The sequence below is a fragment of the Paracoccus fontiphilus genome, assembly GCF_017356265.1.
In the GTDB taxonomy this organism is placed as follows: Bacteria; Pseudomonadota; Alphaproteobacteria; order Rhodobacterales; family Rhodobacteraceae; genus Paracoccus; species Paracoccus fontiphilus.
On record NZ_JAFNAW010000027.1, the window covers coordinates 1 to 13,939 of the forward strand.

General features: G+C 69.3%; 14 protein-coding genes. 1 reads left to right on the forward strand and 13 read right to left on the reverse strand.

Translation table 11 applies throughout. The features are described from left to right. The 9 genes from J0F76_RS10915 to J0F76_RS10955 all read right to left on the reverse strand — a co-directional run. Positions 1-862: FAD-binding protein (locus J0F76_RS10915; protein ID WP_207469235.1), on the reverse strand; the 862-nt coding region annotated here is incomplete at its 3' end. A 4-nt stretch (positions 863-866) separates the two neighbouring features. Beyond that, positions 867-1,919 (reverse strand): quinolinate synthase NadA, encoded by a 1,053-nt coding sequence (gene nadA / locus J0F76_RS10920; protein ID WP_207469237.1) that lies wholly within the window; start codon positions 1,917-1,919, stop codon positions 867-869. A 108-nt stretch (positions 1,920-2,027) separates the two neighbouring features. Beyond that, positions 2,028-2,801 (reverse strand): SDR family oxidoreductase, encoded by a 774-nt coding sequence (locus tag J0F76_RS10925; protein ID WP_207469239.1) that lies wholly within the window; start codon positions 2,799-2,801, stop codon positions 2,028-2,030. 3 nt (positions 2,802-2,804) lie between these two features. Then, positions 2,805-3,443 carry an isochorismatase family protein gene (locus J0F76_RS10930; RefSeq protein ID WP_207469240.1) on the reverse strand — a complete coding sequence of 213 codons (639 nt, stop codon included), beginning with the start codon at positions 3,441-3,443 and terminating at the stop codon, positions 2,805-2,807. A 375-nt stretch (positions 3,444-3,818) separates the two neighbouring features. Next, positions 3,819-5,285, reverse strand: a complete 1,467-nt coding sequence (locus J0F76_RS10935) for an alanine/glycine:cation symporter family protein (RefSeq protein WP_207469242.1) — start codon at positions 5,283-5,285, stop codon at positions 3,819-3,821. A 214-nt stretch (positions 5,286-5,499) separates the two neighbouring features. After that, positions 5,500-6,867, reverse strand: a complete 1,368-nt coding sequence (locus J0F76_RS10940) for a Coenzyme F420 hydrogenase/dehydrogenase, beta subunit C-terminal domain (RefSeq protein WP_207469250.1) — start codon at positions 6,865-6,867, stop codon at positions 5,500-5,502. After that, entirely contained in the window at positions 6,864-7,922 is a 1,059-nt protein-coding gene (locus J0F76_RS10945; protein ID WP_207469252.1) for a polysaccharide pyruvyl transferase family protein, read from the reverse strand. The genes J0F76_RS10940 and J0F76_RS10945 overlap by 4 nt, the downstream gene beginning before the upstream one ends. Position 7,923: 1 nt before the next feature. Further along, a complete protein-coding gene (locus J0F76_RS10950; RefSeq protein ID WP_341351585.1) occupies positions 7,924-8,907 on the reverse strand; it encodes a Gfo/Idh/MocA family protein in 984 nt (327 codons plus the stop codon). Beyond that, the gene (locus J0F76_RS10955) at positions 8,904-9,875 is read right to left on the reverse strand and encodes an MDR/zinc-dependent alcohol dehydrogenase-like family protein (protein ID WP_242690141.1); all 972 of its coding nucleotides are present in this window, start codon (positions 9,873-9,875) and stop codon (positions 8,904-8,906) included. Before J0F76_RS10955 ends, J0F76_RS10950 begins: the two co-directional genes overlap by 4 nt. Before the next feature lie 74 nt (positions 9,876-9,949). Here J0F76_RS10955 and J0F76_RS10960 point away from each other — a divergent pair, with 74 nt between their 5' ends. Then, complete coding sequence (locus tag J0F76_RS10960) at positions 9,950-10,525, forward strand: DUF1003 domain-containing protein (protein WP_207469254.1); 576 nt, start codon at positions 9,950-9,952, stop codon at positions 10,523-10,525. Here the strand turns inward: J0F76_RS10960 and J0F76_RS10965 are convergent. Genes J0F76_RS10965 through J0F76_RS10980 form a run of 4 tightly spaced genes read right to left on the reverse strand, consistent with a single transcriptional unit; the run spans position 10,465 to position 13,918 of the window. Beyond that, complete coding sequence (locus J0F76_RS10965) at positions 10,465-11,589, reverse strand: inositol-3-phosphate synthase (RefSeq protein ID WP_242690142.1); 1,125 nt, start codon at positions 11,587-11,589, stop codon at positions 10,465-10,467. The genes J0F76_RS10960 and J0F76_RS10965 overlap by 61 nt on opposite strands. 25 nt (positions 11,590-11,614) lie before the next feature. After that, the gene (locus tag J0F76_RS10970) at positions 11,615-12,547 is read right to left on the reverse strand and encodes a glycosyl hydrolase (RefSeq protein WP_207469256.1); all 933 of its coding nucleotides are present in this window, start codon (positions 12,545-12,547) and stop codon (positions 11,615-11,617) included. Further along, complete coding sequence (locus tag J0F76_RS10975) at positions 12,544-13,314, reverse strand: TIGR04290 family methyltransferase (protein ID WP_207469258.1); 771 nt, start codon at positions 13,312-13,314, stop codon at positions 12,544-12,546. The genes J0F76_RS10970 and J0F76_RS10975 overlap by 4 nt, the downstream gene beginning before the upstream one ends. A gap of 10 nt (positions 13,315-13,324) precedes the next feature. After that, on the reverse strand, positions 13,325-13,918 hold the full coding sequence (locus J0F76_RS10980; protein ID WP_207469260.1) for a histidine phosphatase family protein: 594 nt from the start codon (positions 13,916-13,918) through the stop codon (positions 13,325-13,327). Positions 13,919-13,939 lie beyond the last annotated feature (21 nt).

The window sequence follows — 13,939 nt, forward strand, 5'->3', positions numbered from 1 at the left end:
GGGTTTCGGCAAAGACGCCGCGCGCCACGACGTCGCGCGGGGCCAGGTCCGCGTCCGGGTGCAGCGCCGCCATGAAGCGGGTGCCGTCGGCATCGACCAGCCGGGCGCCTTCGCCCCGCAGCGCCTCGGTCGCCAGCGGCGCGGGATCGGCTCCGCAGGCGATGGCGGTGGGATGGAACTGCACGAACTCGGCATCCGCGATCACCGCCCCCGCGCGCGCCGCCATGCCCAGGGCCTCGCCCCGGATGCGGGCGGGATTGGTCGTGACGGCGTAAAGCCCGCCCGATCCGCCCCCGGCGATCAGCACCGCAGGCGCCGCGACCGGCACAGGGACCGAGCCCGAGGCCAGCGCCAGGTCGATCCCCGCGACGCGCCCGTCCTGCAGCCGCAGCCCCGTCGCCACCCAGCCCTCGGCCACCTGCACCGAGGGCGCGGCCCGCACGGCGGCCACAAGGGCGGCCATGATCGCGGCTCCGGCCCCGTCGCCGTTGACGCGCACCACGCGGGCAAGGCTGTGCGCCGCTTCGCGCGACAGGACAAAGCCGCCCGCCCCGTCACGGTCGAAGGGCGCCCCCAGCGCGGCAAGGTGCAGGATGTGGTCGCGCGCCTGGGATGTGACCAGCCGTGCCACGGCGGGATCGACAAGCCCCGCTCCCGCCCGCAGCGTATCGGCGGCGTGCTGCGCGGCGCTGTCGGCGGGGTCCATGGCCGCCGCCACGCCCCCCTGCGCCCAGGCGGAACTGGCGCCCTGGCCCAGCGGATCGGGAGAGATCATCAGCACCGGGCGCGGCGCCAGCGCAAGGGCCGCGTAAAGCGCGGCCAGTCCCGCGCCGACGATCACAACGCGGTCGGTCCGGATCATAGGGTCAGGCCGCCAGTTGCCGCGACAGGTCGATCATCCGCTGGACCGCCAGCCGGGCCGGCGCGGCGACGGCCGCATCGACCTCGACCTGGCCGGTCATGGAGTGCAGCGACCACAGCACCTTTTCCAGGGTGATCTTCTTCATGTGCGGGCACATGTTGCAGGGGCCCAGGAACTCGACCCCAGGGTGGGCATCGGCGATGTTCGAGGCCATCGAGCATTCCGTGACCAGCATCGCCTGCGCGGGCCGCGCCGTGCCCACCCAGTCGATGATATGCGCGGTCGAGCCCGCGAAATCCGCCTCGGCCACGACATCCGGGGGGCATTCGGGATGGGCGATGATCTTCAGGCCGGGATACCAGGCGCGGAAGTCGCGCAGGTCCTGCGGGGTGAAGCGTTCATGGACGATGCAGGCCCCGTCCCACCAGACAATGCGCTTCTGCGGCACCTGCTTCGCGACGTTCTGCGCCAGCCACTTGTCGGGCGTCATGATCACCGTGTCGCCCGGCATCGCCGCCACGATCTGCGCCGCGTTGGACGAGGTGCAGCAGATGTCGGACGCGGCCTTCACGGCGGCCGAGGTGTTGACATAGCTGACCACCGGCGCGCCGGGATAGCGGGCGCGCATCTGCGCGATCCCCTCGGGGTCGATGCTTTCGGCCAGCGAGCAGCCGGCCTCCATGTCGGGCATCAGCACGGTCTTGGCGGGGTTCAGGATCTTCGAGGTCTCGGCCATGAAGTGCACGCCGCACTGGACGATGATGCCTGCCTCCACCCGCGTCGCCTCGATGGCCAATTGCAGGCTGTCGCCCACCACGTCAGCGATGCCGTGGTAGATGTCGGGCGTCATGTAGTTGTGCGCCAGCACCACCGCGCCGCGTTCCGCCTTGAGCCGGTTGATCGCCGCCACATAGGGCGCGGCCATGGCCCAGTCGGGAAAGGGCATCACCCGGTCCATGCGGGCATGAATCCCGGCCATCTCCTGCGCCAACTCGACCGAGGGCTCCAGGTCGTAATGCGTCGCCAGTTCGGCGCGTATGGTCGTCACGTCCAGCAAGCTCGGTTTCCTCCCCCGGCATGCATCCGGGGCCCTCCGGCCCCGCATGATGATCGCTGGCGGTTGTCCTAGCGGTTGCGTGACGCAACGGCAACCATGTTCGCGCGGTCAGCCGCGCAGGGTTGCGCCCCCATCGACGTAAAGGTCGCTCATGGTGATGTGGCCTGCCTGGTCTGACAAGAGGAACATCGCGGCGCTTGCGATGTCCCCGGCCGTGGCCAGCTTGCCCAGGGGGATGCCGGTGCGGAAGCTGGCCGGATCGCCCGCGATGACCCTGGCGGCGCCCTTGTCGTCCGCCCACATGCCGGTCTGCATCGGCGTCAGCGTCGATCCGGGCGCAAGGATGTTGCAGCGGATGCCGTGCTGCGCAAGCTCCAGCCCCAGGCAGCGGGTGAACATGGTCGCCGCCGCCTTGGACGCGGCATAGGCCGCCATGTTCAGCCGGGGAATTCCCGCCGCGTTGGAACTGACCACCACGATGGCGCCCTGCTTGCGCGCGGCCATGGCCGCGCCAAGCGCGCGGGTGACGTGAAAGGTGCCGCCCGCATTGGTGTCGATCACCCGCTGCCATTCCTCGGCCGGGGTGTCCAGGACAGGCAGCGTGGACACGATTCCGGCGGCGTGAACCCCCAGCGACACCGGACCAAGGCTGGCCTGCGCCTCGGCCACGCAGCGTTCGACGGCTGTGGCGTCGCGCACGTCCAGGGCACGCCAGAGAAGATCGGCCCCCTCGTGCGGGGCCAGGGCGTCAAGCGCGGCCCCTGTGTCCGTGGCAAGGACGCGTGCCCCCGCCTCGCGCAGGGACGCGACAAGGGCCTGCCCAATCCCGCCCGCCGCCCCCGTGACAAGGGCCACGCGGTCCTGAAATCCCGTCAGCCGCATGCCCTAGCCCTCCATCGCCGCAAGCGCGGCCTGCGTGGAGATCACGCCCCCGCAGACCGAGGCGATCCACGCCATCGCCATGTCGTGCCGCGCCCGGTCGAAATCGGCCTGTGCATCGGCCACGGCAAAGGCCTCGATGTCGCGCTGGAACGCCTCGACCGCCGTCGCCATGCAGCCGATATGGGCGTAAACGCCCGTGATCATCAGTTGGTCGCGGCCGCGGGCGCGCATCAGGTGTTCCAGGTTGCTGCGCTGGAAGGCGCTGTAGCGGTGCTTGACCAGGACGATGTCCTCTGCGGTGGGCGCCAGGGCGGGCAGAATGTCCTGGTGATCCGGGCGCGAGGACATGCCCGGACCCCAGAGATCGGCCTGCAGCCCCCGGTCCGGGCGGAACTGGTCGCCGTTCTGGGCGGTGTAGAAGACCGGGATCCCTGCGGCGCGGGCGACCGCGACCAGCCTGCCTATGTTCCGGACAAGCGGCGCAAGCGGCGCGGCATCGGGCGGAAAGGGCGCGCAGAAATAGCGCTGCATGTCGTGGACCAGCAGGGCCAGGCGGGCAGGGTCTGGCGCCCAGGGGCCGCGCGCGGCGGGCAGGTCGCCGGGCCGGGGCAGGTCATAGGCTGCGATCGGCTTGATTGCCATCAATGGCTCCTTTGCGTCTCGGTCGGGCAACCGCCGCTAACCGCGTGATCAGGGCCGCCATCCGGGCGGGACGGGCGGGCACAGGGTTCATGGGCATGGCATCGCCGGATGCGGGGGCATCCTGGCCCCGTCCGCGATGCATGAAGCACCCGGGTCTGGATTGCGCGTCGCGGGGTGGCGTGTCTGCCTTCATCATCCGTCCGTCGCAGCGGTCCGGCCGAAAGGCCCGGTCCTTCGTGACTGCTGGCGAATGCTGGCAGGGCCGGGCGGGGTCATCCAACGCTCCGGCCCGGGCGATCTAGCAGGAAAGGGAACGGTTGTCATTCCCCAATGCACAGTCGTGAAAAAGGGCCGGAAACCCGGCCCCTTCATGCCCTAGCGGTGGACTGACCGCTCGGATCGCTTCCAGTCCTCCCATCCGGGCTGGCCCTGCATGAAGGCCTCGATCTCGGCCCGCGACGCGGTCAGCTTGGGATCATGGCGCAGGTAGTGGCGCGTCTCGCGCGCGATCAGCCCGGACAGGATCAGCAGCCCGATCAGGTTCGGGATCGCCATCAGCCCGTTCATCACGTCCGAAAAGTTCCACACGACGCCAAGCTGCACGGTGCAGCCGAAGAACACCACGACCGAAAACAGCACCCGGAACGGCATCACGCCGCCGCGCCCGACCAGCCGTTCCACGTTCCGTTCGCCGTAATAGGCCCAGCCGAGGATCGTGGAATAGGCGAACAGCACCAGGCCTATCGTGACGATCCAGTGGCCCCACTGGCCCGGCAGACCGTGGGTGAAGGCCTCGCCCGTCATGATCGCGGCCGAGATCTGCTCGCCCGTGGCGGGGTCGGTCTGCTTCCAGACGCCCGTGGTCACGATCACAAGGCCGGTGCAGGTGACGACGATGATCGTGTCGATGAAGGTCTGCGTCATCGACACAAGCCCCTGGCGCACCGGATGCGTGGTCTGCGCCGAGGCCGCCGCGATGGCCGCCGATCCCATGCCGGATTCGTTCGAGAAGATGCCCCGTGCCACGCCGAACTGCACCGCGACCATGATGGTGGACCCCAGGAATCCGCCCACGGCCGAGGTGCCGGTGAACGCCTCGGAAAACACCTCGGCGATGGCTGCCGGAACGGCGGCGATGTTGGCCCCCAGGATGTAGAGGGCGCCAAGCACATAGAACAGGATCATCGCCGGAACAAAGCCCGCCGTGACGCGGCCGATGGACTTGATGCCGCCCACCAGCACCAGCAGCGTCATCGCCGCCAGCACCGCCCCCGTGGCCCAGGTCGGCACGGCGAAGCTGCGTTCCAGGTTCGAGGCGATGGAATTGCCCTGCGTCATGTTGCCGATCCCGAAGGATGCGCAGACGGCGAAGATCGCGAAGGCCAGCGCCAGGGCCTTGCCGAAGCCGCCGGGTATGCCGCGTTCCAGGTAGTACTGCGGGCCGCCCGACTTCTCGCCCGCGGTGTCAGTGGTGCGGAACCGCACGCCCAGGAAGGCTTCCGAATATTTCGACGCCATGCCCAGCAGCGCCGTCACCCACATCCAGAACAGCGCGCCGGGGCCGCCGATGCCGATGGCGGTCGCCACCCCCACGATGTTGCCGGTCCCGACCGTGGCGGCCATGGCGGTGGTCAGCGCCTGGAATTGCGAGATGTCGCCTTCGGCATCCTCGTCCTTGCGCTTGATCAGGCCCAGGCGCAGCGCCGCCCCCAGGCGCAGGAACTGGATGCCGCCCAGGCGACCCGTCAGGTAGATGCCCGTCCCCAGCAGAAGCGGGATCAGCATGAAGGGGCCCCAGACGATCCCCCCGACCGTCCCGAGGAAAGTTTCAAGATTGTTCATGGTCGTTTCTTTTTGCCTCCTTTGTGCGCAGGGGCGGGCGTGACCTTGGACCGTCACCGCGACCACCGCCTGGCCCGCGTACCGCCCACGGCGGTTCACTGCCCCGCACCTGCCGCGCATCGGACAGGTCATCAACCCCAAAAGCATGATTTGCGCCCGTGGCACCGGCCATGACGTGGCGGTCGGGTGAGGGGTGCCGCCGGCGAACCGGCAGCTAGGGCTTTTGCCGTCCCGCCATCCGGTCGATCCGGTCGAACAGCGGGGCAAGCCTGCCGCGGTGATAGGTCAGCCCTTCGTAGACCGCGTAGGCGCGCCTGGCCCAGCCGAGATAAAGCTGCGGCCGCCCCGTCATGGACGCCAGCCGTGCCATCCGGTGGGACCCGCTGCTGATCGCGGCGCGGGTGCGGTAGACCAGCTTCCTGCGCCAGCCGATCCCGGCAGCCTGCGGCGCGACCCGCTTCACGGGCCGGATGCCGCGCCTTGCCCAAGTCAGGCGATAGGCGAGCCCCTCGCGCCGCTGGCGAAAGCCCGCGGCCTGGGTGTCGGCCACGAAACCGGCATCGACCTGCGTCAGGTCCAGCCGGCCCTGGGCCACGCCCTCGTCGATCAGGCGCTGGATCAGGGGCGCGCGGACCACCACGACATTGGTGCCGCGACCGTCCGACGAATAGGGCTCGACCCAGGCGTCGCCAAAACTGACATCGGCGGTTTCCGCCACCACGTCGTCGCAGAAGTTGCAGGCCGAGTTCTGGAAATACCCCGCGCCCCAGTCGCCGTCGGCCAGGTGGAACCATTCGTTCTGCAGCGTCGCGCCGTCATCCAGCGTCAGGTGCGCGGTGTACCAGTTCGCGGGCCGGTTCGCGTCCTTCAGCCGGTATTCGACCGCGCGCACCCGGTCATGGTCCGCGCCCAGTTGCCAGGCGAAGCTTTCGACAAAGCGCGCGCTTTTCATGTGGCCGCAGAACAGGCCCAGCATGTGGGTGATCCGTTCGGCCAGGACCGGGTCCTGCGCGCGCGCCAGATGCACGGCCTTGATGAAGCAGGGGATGCCCACCACGGCATAGCGGCCGGGCGCGGCGCGGACCTGATCCAGCACAGCGGCCATGTGGATCGGGTGATAGCGCGACCGGGCGCCCGCCAGCAGGTCATCTTCGGTGCGGCTGATGCGATAGCCGAAGAAGGGCTGGCCCGGCGTGCCCGGATGGACGTGCAGCACGCCGTCGATCTCGCCCCGCCGCATCAGTTCGGCGGCGACCCATGTCACCATGCCGCCAGAACTGCCGCGTTCGCGGAAGGGCGGCTCGGACACCGCGCCGACATGGCAGGAGGAGTGGCGGCCAAGGCGGACGTCCTGGTGCGGCGCGTCGGGAAAGCGGGCGGCGGCGATGGCGTCTTCATTCGCGGCGTGGGGCGAAAAGGGGCAGAGTTGGGCGAAAGCCTCGCTGCGGCGATGGGTGGCGGGGCCGGTGGGCTTCAACTGGCCGTAGCCGTCCCAGGCCATCGCCGGGCCGGAGGTGCAGACCCCGCAGCCGATGCAGAGGCCGGACCGCACGATCTGCGCAGGGCTGAGCGCGCGCGTCATGCGCGCCCCGCCAGCGCGGCGTCCAGCCAAGCCGCCGAATGCGCCCGCAGGTCCGCGATGCGCGCCCCGACCGCATCCGAGACGGGTTCGGCCAGCAGCGCGGCCACCTCGCGGGGGTCGCGGTCCTCGAAGGTCAGGTGGCGTTCCGCGCCCAGCAGCGCGGTCAGGTCGCGGACCTTGGTCCAGCGGTAGTTGGACGGCGCGCAGGCCAGCGGCTTGCCGCTCACCAGCGCGAAGCAGCAGCCATGGAAATAGGTCGTGGCGACCGCCTGCGCGCCCGCGACCAGGGCCGCGAATTCCTGCGGGCCGGCGTCAAGGCGCTGTTCGTCGGCCCAGTCGTTGCGATAACCGACGCTCAGGGTGCGAAGGCCCTGCGCGCGGGCGGCATCCTTGACGCGGTCGGCGAACCAGGGGGGAATGTGGTGGCCATAGACCAGCAGATAGGGCGCACCTTCGTCGGCGGCCCCGACCTGCGGCGGGTTCAGCAGCACCGGGTCCAGCACCATCGCGGGGTTCCGTCCGGTGGCCTGCGCCACGATCCCCCGGCTGTTGTCGTCCCGGATCGAGATCGCATCCAGCGCCCGCAGGCGCGCGGACCACTGCGGCTCCACATCGGGGGCGGCATAGTTGCCGAAGCTGGCGGCATAGGTCACGACGCGCGGCGCGGGAATGCCGTCGCCCCAGAAGACCGGCTTGCCGCCATACCAGGGGTGAGAGAGGTTCAGCACCTCGTCGCTGCCGATCACGGCCAGATCGACCGGGGGCATCGCGGCGGGGTCGTCCAGGTCGAAGGGCGCGGACAAGGGCAGCGCGTCGAAGGCCTGCACGAACTTGCGCAGCTTGCGCCCGTATTGCGCCACGTCGGCGCGGCTGGACCTATCCGGCGTCAGCGGCTGGAAGGCATAGCGCCATTCGCGCGAAGTCACGTCGCGCGACCGGTGATCCAGCAGCACGGCGTCGTGGCCGCGCGCGGCGATCGCCTCGACCAGGCAGCGGGCCTGCCAATAGCTGCCATAGTTGATGCAGCGGTGAAAGGTCAGAACGCCGACGCGCATCCTATCGCCCGTAGATCCGGTCGATCACCTGCGCCACCGTTTCCAGGTGCCGCGCGTCAGGATCGAAGCGCGCCCCCCGGGCCAGCCGCGCCAGCCAGTCCACGGCGGCGCGCCCGCCCCAGTCGTCGGGCGGCTCGGCCAGGGGTTCGGCGCGGATGTGGTGGTGCCGTTCGGCCCGCAGGTCGTAGAAAGAGCCGTTGACGTTGCGCAGCGACGCGCCGCCTTCGGTGCCATAGAACTCGGCCGCGATCACCGCCTCGCGGCCCGCCTGCAGGCCCCAGGAACAGGCCAGGCGCGCCACCGTTCCGCCCGCGAGTTCCAGCGTGGCGACCGCGTAATCCTCGACCTGCCGCGCGGGATCGGCCAAGGGCGCGCCTTTGGCGTAAAGGTGGCTTTCCACATGGACGACCTCGGGCCAGCCCAGGGACCACAGCGCCAAGTCGATCAGGTGGACGCCCAGATCCACCACGCAGCCGCCGCCTGACAAGGCGGGGTCGTAGAACCATGGCTTGTCCGGTCCCCAGGCGTTGTGAAAGGTCACGTCCACGCCGAAGACATGGCCCAGGGCGCCCCCCTCCAGCAGCGGGCGGATCGCGGCCACCCCGGCCGTGTGGCGATAGGACAGGTCCACGCCCAGCAGGCGGTCGGCCTTTTCCGCAGCCTTGATGACGGCGGCCACTTCCGGCCCGGTGCGTCCCAGGGGCTTCTGGCAGAACACCGCCTTCCCCGCCTCCAGCGCGGCGATGGATTGCTGGGCGTGGGCGGCGCTTGGCGTGGCGATCACCACCGCGTCGATGTCGGCGGCCAGCAGCGCGTCAAGGCCATCGACCCGCCGCGCGCCGGGCGCAAGCGCCAGCGCCTCGGCGGCGCCCGTGTCGTCAGGCTCGGCCACCGCCACGATCTCGGCCAAGCCCGTTCCGGCCAGGGCCGCCATCCGGTGCCGCCCGATCCAGCCGGTGCCGAGGAACCCGAGGCGCGGCGTCACAGCGACACCCAAGCCTTGACGAAGCTGCCCGGCTTGTCGCGGGTGGCGGCCAGGGCCGCGCCCAGATCCTCCAGCGCGTAGCTGCCGGTCAGCAGCGGCCCCAGGTCCAGCCGCCCCGAGGCCATGGCATCCACCGCCGCCCGCAGGCCCGCGATGCGGACGCCCGCGTCGCGTTCATGCGCGCTGGCGATGTCGATGCCCTTCCAGTTCCACATCTGCATGTTCACTTGCCGGGGTCCGTCCTGGTGATAGCCTGCGATCACCAGACGCCCGCCCTCGGCCACGAGTTCCCCGGCCAGATCCAGCGGCCACTGCTTGCCCACGCATTCGATCACCCGATCGGCCATGCGATCGCCGGTCAGGCGCTTCACGTCCTCGATGATGCGCCAATGGTCGTCCATCGGGATCGTCTCGGCAGCCCCCATCCGGCGGGCCAGATCCAGCGTCTCGGCCCGGCGCGACACGGCTATGACCCGCGCCCCCGCATCGACAGCCAGCCGCGTCAGGATCGTGCCCAGAAAGCCGATGCCGACTATCACCACGGTCTGGCCCGCGCGGATGTCCGACCGGACGAAGATGTTCACCGCGCAGGCCACGGGTTCGCCGGGAACCGGCAATCCGTCCAGCGAGGCGGGCAGGGGCACGACCATGCCGGCGGGCGCCACATCGTATTCGGCATAGGACCGTTCGGTCAGCGCCGTCACGCGATCGCCGACCGACAGCCCTTCGACACCCTCGCCCAATGCCGCGATCCGGCCCCAGGCTTCGTGCCCCATGCCGCCCGGCGCGCCCGGCCAGGTGGACCAGGGCTGGCCTTCCCAGGGTTCGACATTGGATGCGCAGACGCCGCAGCCTTCCAGCCGGATCAGCACGGCGCCAGGTCCGGGCCGGGGCACCGGAACCTCGGCCATGGAAAACCGCTGCGGTCCTTCAAGAACCGCCGCGCGCATAAAGGAAGGTATCGTCATTTGGGCCTTCTCGGAACCGGATGGGGGGTGCTGCGGCTTTCGCTGCGACGGCAGCAACGGGGACGGGGGAGCGCATGACCCGAAACGCAGTCGGCAACCAGATGAGCGAACGGCTGGCCGCCAACATCGAGGCTCTGGCCGAACGGCGCCGGCGCGAAGCCGCCGCCGCGCCGGTCAGCGCGCGCATCGCGGCGCGCATCACGGCCTTCACAGGCTCCATGACCTTCGTGGTCCTGCACCTGCTGGCCTATGGCTTCTGGATCACGGGCAACCTTGGCTGGATACCGGGCGTGGCGCCCTGGGACGAAAGCTTCGTCATGCTGGCCATGGAAGCCTCGGTCGAGGCGATCTTCCTGTCCACCTTCGTGCTGATCAACCAGAACCGGCAGGCCCTTGCCGCCGACCGGCGTGCCGACTTGGATCTGCATATCGGCCTGCTGGCCGAGGACGAGCTGACCAAGCTGGCCGCCGTCATCCACCGCATCGCCGAAAGGCTGAACGTGCCGCTGGATACCGCCGTGCTGAGCGAGGTCGAGAAGAATGTCGACCCCGACGAGGTCCTGGACGCCCTGAGTTCGCAGGAAGGCGATCACGACGCGGGTGCCGACAAGGGCAAACCTTCCGCGATAAAGGCCTCGACCGCCTCGTAGGCCTCGTCATCGGTCATCTGCTCGGGCGGGTGCTTGCAGAAATACGCGGCAGGCGCCAGCACCGGGCCGGAGAGGCCGCGGTCGCGCGCGATGGCGGCGCAGCGGATCATGTCGATGGCGACCCCGGCCGAGTTCGGGCTGTCCTCGACCGACAGGCGCAGTTCCAGGTTCATGGGAACGCCGCCGAACAGCTCGCCCTCCATGCGCAGGAAGCAGACCTTGTTGTCGTTCTGCCAGGCCACATAGTCGGACGGGCCGACATGGATGTTTTCCTCGGTCAGGCGTTCGGCCGCGACGGACTGCACGGCCTCGGTCTTGGAGATCTTCTTCTTCTCCAGCCGCTTTCGGTTCGCCATGTTCAGGAAGTCGGTGTTGCCGCCGGTGTTGAGCTGATAGGTCCGGCACAGCTTGACGCCGCGCTTGTGGAACAGGTCGGTCAGCACCCGGTGGACAATGGTGGCGCCAAGCTGCGCCTTGATGTCGTCGCCGATGATCGGCACGCCCGCCGCCTGGAACCGTGCGGCCCATTCGGGGTCCGAGGCGATGAACACGGGGATGTTGTTGACAAAGGCCACGCCCGCTTCCAGCGCGCATTCTGCATAGAACTCGGTCGCCTTCTGGCTGCCCACGGGCAGGTAGTTCATCAGCACGTCCACCCGCGCCTCGCGCAGCGCCGCCACCACTTCCTCGCGCGAGGGTTCGGGTTCGTCGGCGGGCAGGAAGGTCCGCTCGGCCGGGTAGTCGGCCATGTGGTCGGCTACGCCGTCAAGCATCCGGCCCATCCGCACCACGGCGCCCGTTTCCGGCACGTCCTGCGCGAAGACGGCGGTGCAGTTCGGCATGGCGAAGATCGCCTGCGCCACGTCGCGGCCCACCTTGCGGGCGTCGATGTCCCAGGCCGCCACCACACGGATGTCGTCGGGACGATAGCCCGCAAGGCTGTGGTGCATCAGCCCGGTGGCATCGTTCCTGCCCGTGTAGTGCGTCAGCCCCTGCACCAGAGAACTGGCGCAGTTGCCGACCCCGACAATGGCAATGTTGATCGGCATATGGACGTCTTTCATGGATGCGCCTTCAGGTCAGGACGTGTCAGGTCAGGGCCGGCTGGAATGTAGCTGGCTGGGTCTCAACACGGCGAGGCGCATATCGTTCAATCATCGCCGCGCAGAAATCGGCGAATTGTTGCGGATCGTGCGGCGGGCTGGTGTGGTGGGCGCCGGGCCCGAGATGTTCGGGCGTGAAGCAGAAGGTCACGGTGGTGTCGAAATCGGCCAGGGCCTCCATCTGCCGGTCGAACCAGCCGATGGCATCGGGGCGGAAGCTGTCGGCCCAGGACAGGCCGGTGCGCAGGTGTTGCACGCCAAGCCGCTTCATCCAGGCCACCGCGTCGTCCAGGCGCGGGTCGTGGTAATGGAACCACTGCATCAGACCCATGTCGGCGGCGTGCGGCGCGTAAGCCTCCAATGCCGGCTTGGGGGTGCCGTCGGCGCGGATCAGGCCCATGTAGAAGTGGCGGTAGTAGGACGACCCCTCGGCCTCGCGGTGGCGGGTGGTGGCGCCCCATTCCTGCGGCAGGTCGAACAGCGAATACCAGAAGATGCGCGGCACGCGGCCGACCAGAAGTTCGGCCGTTTTCTGGACGCCGAAGACCTGCACTTCCTCGGCGCCGAAGCTGCCCACCCCCACTTCCGTCACCCAGACGGGCTTGTCGGTCACGGCCTCGATCTCGGCCACCTTGGCGGGCCATTCCTGGATCTGCCACAGGTTCCAGTCCAGGGGAAAGCCGTGGACGGCGACCACGTCCACATGATCCAGCGCGCCGTGGCCCTGCATCCGCTGCACCCAGAGCGGATCGATGGGCGACATGCCGCCCAGGACGCGGGTGACAGCGGAGTTCACGTCATGGATCGCCTGCCCCGCCAGCGAGACGCACTGGCCGAAGCGCGACCAGTCCGGGTCCAGTTCGGGGTCCCAGTGGGACTTGTTGTTCGGCTCGTTCCAGATCATCGCGGCTTCGATCATCGCGCAGGCTCCTCGGGTCGGGCGGGATAGACCACGTGGGGTCCGTAATTGGCAAAGGGCACCGGGGCGGTCCGGCACAGGTAGACCTCGTCGGCGGGACCGGCTTCCACCGCAAAGCCCGAGGCGCGCAGCATCGCCTCGACCCCCGCGCGGTTGGGCACCCACCAGTTGGTCCAGTCATGCGCCCATTTGTGTTCGATGAACGCCATGCGCGGCCAGTCGGGCTGCTGGAAATGCACGTCCTCGGAGAAGTCGTAGTCCTCGGCGGGAATGGCCGCGCTGTCGGGGCCGCGCGTCAGCGTCTGAAACAGCATCAGGTCGCCCGCCACATGCTCTCGGATCAGGTCCAGCGCCAGAAGCGGATGGCGCAGGTGGTAGAGAACACCCATGAAGACCACCAGGTCGAAGCGTTCGCCCAGGGCCGCCACGTCATAGACGCCCATCTGCCGGAACTCGACCCCGTCCACATCCAGCACTTCGGCGGCAAAGCGGGCCTGCGCCAGATAGCGGGCGTCGGTGTCGATCCCCAGCACCCGCGCGGCGCCCCGGCGGCGCATCTCGAAACTGTAGAAGCCGGCGTTGCAGCCGATGTCCAGGACGGTCTTTCCGGTCAGATCCGCAGGCACCAGATGCGAGAAGCGGGAGAACTTGTCAGCGGGATAGTCGCCCAGGAAATGCGAGGGGGCGGTTCGGACACCGCACAGGTCGAGGTTCTGGAACCACGGGCCAAGCCCTTCCGCTTTTTCGGCAATCTGCGCTGCGTTCATTGTCCATCCGTCATTCGCTGCCGTTCATGGTTAGGACATGCGCCATGCCTTGTCCATGCGCGATGACCCAACTGATGGATGCGGGGGCGATCTCGAACCGCAGGATGTTGTCCAGCGTCAGGCCAAGCGCATGGGCAATCACCCCCCGGATCACGTCGCAATGACTGACGCACAGGACCGGCTCGCCGCCCTGCAGGGCCAGTCCGTCCAGATGGGCCACGGCGCGCGCCACGACGGCGGCCATCGTCTCGCCCCCCGGCGTAGGGGCGGTCGCGCGCACGGCGTTCCAGCGTTGCCATGCGGGGTCGGGGTCCAGATCCGAAAAGCGCGCGCCGGACCAGGCGCCGAAGTCGATCTCGTCCCAGGGGTCCGCGCGCACGGGCGCCAGCCCCAGACCCTGGCCCAGGATGGCGGCGGTTTCGACCGTGCGGCGGCGCGGGCTGGTGTGGATGGCCGCAATGCCCCGGCCCGCCAGGCGTTGCGCCAGGGCCGCCGTCTGATCCCGCCCTGCCGCGTTCAGGGCGATGTCGCGGGTCCGTCCGCTCAGCCAGGTGCCCAGGTCGTCATGCGAACCGTGGCGGACAAGGCCGATCAGCACGCTCATGCCCGTTGCCGATCTGCCGGT

Coding starts and splice junctions, on each gene's coding strand:
- J0F76_RS10945 (WP_207469252.1), bottom strand. CDS start 7,922: ATGCGCGTCGGCGTTCTGACCTTTCACCGCTGCATCAACTATGGCAGC.
- J0F76_RS10935 (WP_207469242.1), bottom strand. CDS start 5,285: ATGAACAATCTTGAAACTTTCCTCGGGACGGTCGGGGGGATCGTCTGG.
- J0F76_RS10925 (WP_207469239.1), bottom strand. CDS start 2,801: ATGCGGCTGACGGGATTTCAGGACCGCGTGGCCCTTGTCACGGGGGCG.
- J0F76_RS10955 (WP_242690141.1), bottom strand. CDS start 9,875: ATGACGATACCTTCCTTTATGCGCGCGGCGGTTCTTGAAGGACCGCAG.
- J0F76_RS10980 (WP_207469260.1), bottom strand. CDS start 13,918: ATGAGCGTGCTGATCGGCCTTGTCCGCCACGGTTCGCATGACGACCTG.
- J0F76_RS10930 (WP_207469240.1), bottom strand. CDS start 3,443: ATGGCAATCAAGCCGATCGCAGCCTATGACCTGCCCCGGCCCGGCGAC.
- J0F76_RS10970 (WP_207469256.1), bottom strand. CDS start 12,547: ATGATCGAAGCCGCGATGATCTGGAACGAGCCGAACAACAAGTCCCAC.
- J0F76_RS10975 (WP_207469258.1), bottom strand. CDS start 13,314: ATGAACGCAGCGCAGATTGCCGAAAAAGCGGAAGGGCTTGGCCCGTGG.
- J0F76_RS10965 (WP_242690142.1), bottom strand. CDS start 11,589: ATGAAAGACGTCCATATGCCGATCAACATTGCCATTGTCGGGGTCGGC.
- J0F76_RS10960 (WP_207469254.1), top strand. CDS start 9,950: ATGACCCGAAACGCAGTCGGCAACCAGATGAGCGAACGGCTGGCCGCC.
- J0F76_RS10940 (WP_207469250.1), bottom strand. CDS start 6,867: ATGACGCGCGCGCTCAGCCCTGCGCAGATCGTGCGGTCCGGCCTCTGC.